Below are 3,954 nucleotides of genomic sequence, written 5' to 3'. Positions count from 1 at the left end.
AATCAGGCGCCAATCGAGCAAGAGTACGAATGAGAAGGTTGGACAGGGAAAGGCGACCGTGATTCCTGAGATAACCAATCAGGTTAAAGGCTTTGCTCCATTGTCCTCTCTTGATAAACCCAGCAAGTGCTGCGGTATAATAAGTCGTATAGCCTCCAAGTATTTCATCAGCGCCCTGACCATCTAAAACGACTTTCAATCCGTCGTTATGCACCGCCTCAAATACGCGGTACTGCGCAAACATACTCGTGCTGCCAATAGGTTCGTCCTGATAACGCATAAGCCTTTCTAGGTTTTGCACCACATCATTGGAAGAAAGTAGTACTTTCTTAGAGTTTGCCCGAACCCTATCAATGACCAGATCGGCATAAGCCTCCTCATCACAGCTCTCGCCACGAGCTGCATAAGTAAAGGTTCTAAGATCTAGTTGTTCGCCACCAACTGAGCGCATTGCGGCTACAATTGCACTGGAATCCACGCCACCTGAAAGCAATGCCCCATATCCAACATCACTTCGCATATGCAACTCGACAGAACGAATGAACCGTTCTTTTAACTCCTGAGCAGCTTCTTCAAATCCGATCTCTTTTCTGTTTAACCGGACCTGTTTTGGCAACAAGAATGATGAGATTTCGGGTGCCAAGGAACCTCCCAGAGAAATCTTCAAACAGTGCCCAGGAGGAAGAGACTTGATATCAGAAAAGAACGATTTTTCATTATGATTAACCAGCCCCATAGCCAGATAATCCCGCAACGAAAAGAGATCGGGTTTGAGTTTCAACTCAGGGAAAGCTGACAAGGCCTTAATCTCTGAAGCAAAAACAAACCCTTTTTCAGTGGTGGCATAAAACAGCGGCTTAATACCGTAAAAGTCGCGAGCTAGCAGCAAAGTTTGATCAACCCGGTCTATAAGGCAAAAGGCGAACATACCAATCAACTTCGCAAAGGCCTTACGCCCCCATTCGATCAGGGCATAGAGAAGCACCTCGGTATCCGATTGACTAGCGAAAGAATAACCACGATTTTCGAGTTCAGACCGTAGCTCAATATAGTTGTAGATCTCACCATTTTGCACGATGACATAACGGCCATCATGACTAACCATAGGCTGATGACCATGCTCGGAAGTATCAAGAATTGAAAGACGGCGATGCATAAGGCCGATATCCACCCCCGTTCTCTCTACACTCAACTTCTGCGCAGAATCCCCGACAGAATAACTTCCTCCTTGCGACCAGAGGCAATACCCCACATTATCAGGTCCTCGGTGGCTCAAACGAGCAGAAAAAGTCTCAAGAACTGAAGCTGCTTGTGCAGGAGAGAATTCTTTATGGGCAAAGCCCGCAATGCCACACATTTATTTTACTCTTCTCTCAACCAGCTTGTTGTAAAATTCGTCAACCCGGCGCGCTTCATTGTTAAAGTTAGCACAACTCCAGACCGTCTCTTGCCCTGCTTTTGCCATTCTAGTCGTGCCTTCTTGATCTTGCAGAAGATGACAAACGGCGTCAGTAATTTTCCCGGCATCAAGATCACAGAGCCAAGCTGATTCCCCATGTTTAAAGAGCTCTTTATATCGCTTCAGATTACTCATGAGCACAGGTCGACCACAGGCCATGGACTCTAGGGTAGATTGAGGCATACCATCGGAGGATGGAATCGCGAGTATTAGATCAGCTGCGCTATAAACCCCAGCCATTTGTTCACGCGGAACACCAGATACAAAACGGATATGTGACTGAAGTTTTAGTTCTCTTACTCGCTCTCGTACTTTTTGTCCGTATACTTCATTCTCTCCCATTGTAGAGAGAACCAGAACTGTTTCAGAATGCTCTTTCAGTATTCTAGGTAAAGCTTCAACTAAAAGATGCTGGTTATAAAGAGATTGTAACATCCGTGGGCAATAGAGAAGCTTCTGATCTTCTCCGACCTTCCACTCTGCTCTGACCTTAGACCTTCCCTCTTCGGAGAATGAAAAAATCTCGGGTTCGACGCCCCAATAAACGATTTCTATTTTCTCTTTGGGAACCCCCATTTCCGTTAAACGCTTTGCTAAACTGTGAGACTTCGCCGTTACCAGATCTGCCCGGCGAAGCGAAAATCCCGTCAACCAGCGTCCTAAACGTCCCTGCGTCCCTTGTTCGTCAAAGAGGATATCTCCCCCCATCACAGTCACAACAAAAGGGCGTTTCCCTATAAGAGCCGCAATCCAAGTTCCATATTCCGCCGCATAGTGAGCATGAAAAAGATCTGCATCGCTTCGCGCCAGTATCCAGAAAGTTGTCAGCAGACTTCTTATCTTCCCAACAACTCCTCTTCCAAAAGATGTATAGCTGACTTTCAAGGAATCATCTACGGGGCCTGGCGTTGGACTGATTAGATGTACAGAATGCCCGAGCTGATCAAAAACTTTGGCGCGTGCTAAAACATGCGGGCTACTAGCAGCTCCCACGATACAAAGCCTTAAGGGGTGAGGTCTGGACGCAAGGTCGTAGGACTCAATCATTCAGCCACTTATGCCTCCATGACTGATACATCAAAACGGTCCAAAGCTGGACTTCGTGATTTTGTTTTCCAGCAAGATGTCTTTCCCAAACAGTACGTATTGGTACAGCATCAAGCAGCCCATCGGCCTCCAGAGCCTCTGGACTTAGAAGCTCCTCGCACCAATCTCGCAGCTCCCCCTTCAACCAGTTCCCAATAGGAATACCAAACCCCATTTTGGGGCGTTCAAAAAGTTCCCGAGGCACATAACGCGCAAGGATTTCTCGAAGAGCCCATTTCCCCTGACCATTTCGGACTCGCATATGACGGGGAAGTCGGAAGGCAAACTCGGCAACCCGGTGGTCGAGAAGAGGTACCCGGGCCTCAAGGCTGACAGCCATACTCGCCCGGTCGACCTTGGTCAAAATATCATCAGGAAGATAGGTTTTACCATCGAGAACCTGCATTCGCTCCATGAAGGGCGCAACATCATCAGCAAGGCTCTTATCCCACAGAATGTTTTGCAACTCCTTTGCCCCGGATACCATTGTATTGGGATTATCCCAAACAGTCACAAGCCGCCTGAAGAGAGCCGCCTCATCCTCAATTGCCAAAATATCCGCAACCTTGTGCGCTTTAAGCCCCAGTTGGGGAATGCGTGCTTTGCCCGGTAGATATCGGGAGAGTTGATCCCAGCGGTCAGTAGAGAGTTGACGTATCGACCGGGTTCCGAGCTTCCTGAAAAACGGGGGTACAACATCTCGGCGGCGGTTGATCAAGTCGCCCCAAAAATAGCGATTGTACCCTGTAAAGAGCTCATCCCCACCATCACCAGAGAGGCTGACGGTCACCTTTTGGCGTGCCAGCTGAGATACAAGAAAAGTGGGAATTTGTGAAGAGTCAGCAAAAGGTTCGTCTAAGTAATTTAATGTTTCATCTAGACTATCTAATAAATCGTTTCTACTTAAGGAAAAAACGTGATGATTTGTTTTGTACATTTTTGAAACAGCAAGAGCATATTCTGTTTCGTCAAACTGAGGGTCATCCGAAAAACCTATAGAAAAGGTAGATAAGTTGTTTACTTTTTTAGAAGCTAATGCAGTTACTAGAGAGGAGTCAATTCCGCCACTCAAAAATGTACCCAATGGAACATCGGAGACTAACCTGTCTTCAACAGATTGATCAATGAGTTTTAGAAATTCCTTTTCCGCTTCTAAAAAAGAGAGTTTACTGTATTCTTCTTTTTGAATCGGATAATTAAGTTGGTAAAAAGGAATTTTCTGGACCTTAAGAGTATTATCTATCTTTAAGTAATGTCCAGGTTCAAGCTTCTTAATTGCTTTGAATATTGAATGCGGTTCTGGGATATAATTAAACTGAAGATAAGTGTATATTGAAGAATGATCTAATTCTCTAGGGATATCAAACTCCAGAATTGCTTTCATTTCCGAACCAAAGATTAAACGGTTT

The 3,954-nt window shown here is 45.8% G+C and carries 3 protein-coding genes; all 3 read right to left on the bottom strand.

The genetic code is table 11. From position 1 onward, the window contains the following. A partial coding sequence (gene asnB, locus Q0241_RS05650) for an asparagine synthase (glutamine-hydrolyzing) (RefSeq protein ID WP_299374418.1) occupies positions 1-1,357 on the bottom strand: 1,357 nt, incomplete at its 3' end. Next, positions 1,358-2,506 carry a glycosyltransferase family 4 protein gene (locus Q0241_RS05645; protein WP_299374416.1) on the bottom strand — a complete coding sequence of 383 codons (1,149 nt, stop codon included), beginning with the start codon at positions 2,504-2,506 and terminating at the stop codon, positions 1,358-1,360. Continuing rightward, on the bottom strand, positions 2,499-3,944 hold the full coding sequence (asnB, locus tag Q0241_RS05640; RefSeq protein ID WP_299374420.1) for an asparagine synthase (glutamine-hydrolyzing): 1,446 nt from the start codon (positions 3,942-3,944) through the stop codon (positions 2,499-2,501). Before asnB (Q0241_RS05640) ends, Q0241_RS05645 begins: the two co-directional genes overlap by 8 nt. Positions 3,945-3,954 lie beyond the last annotated feature (10 nt).

The sequence above is a fragment of the uncultured Kiloniella sp. genome, assembly GCF_937128705.1.
Taxonomy (GTDB): Bacteria; Pseudomonadota; Alphaproteobacteria; order Kiloniellales; family Kiloniellaceae; genus Kiloniella.
The sequence above is the reverse complement of the archived record's forward strand: the minus strand, read 5'-3'. Positions and strand labels throughout refer to the sequence as shown.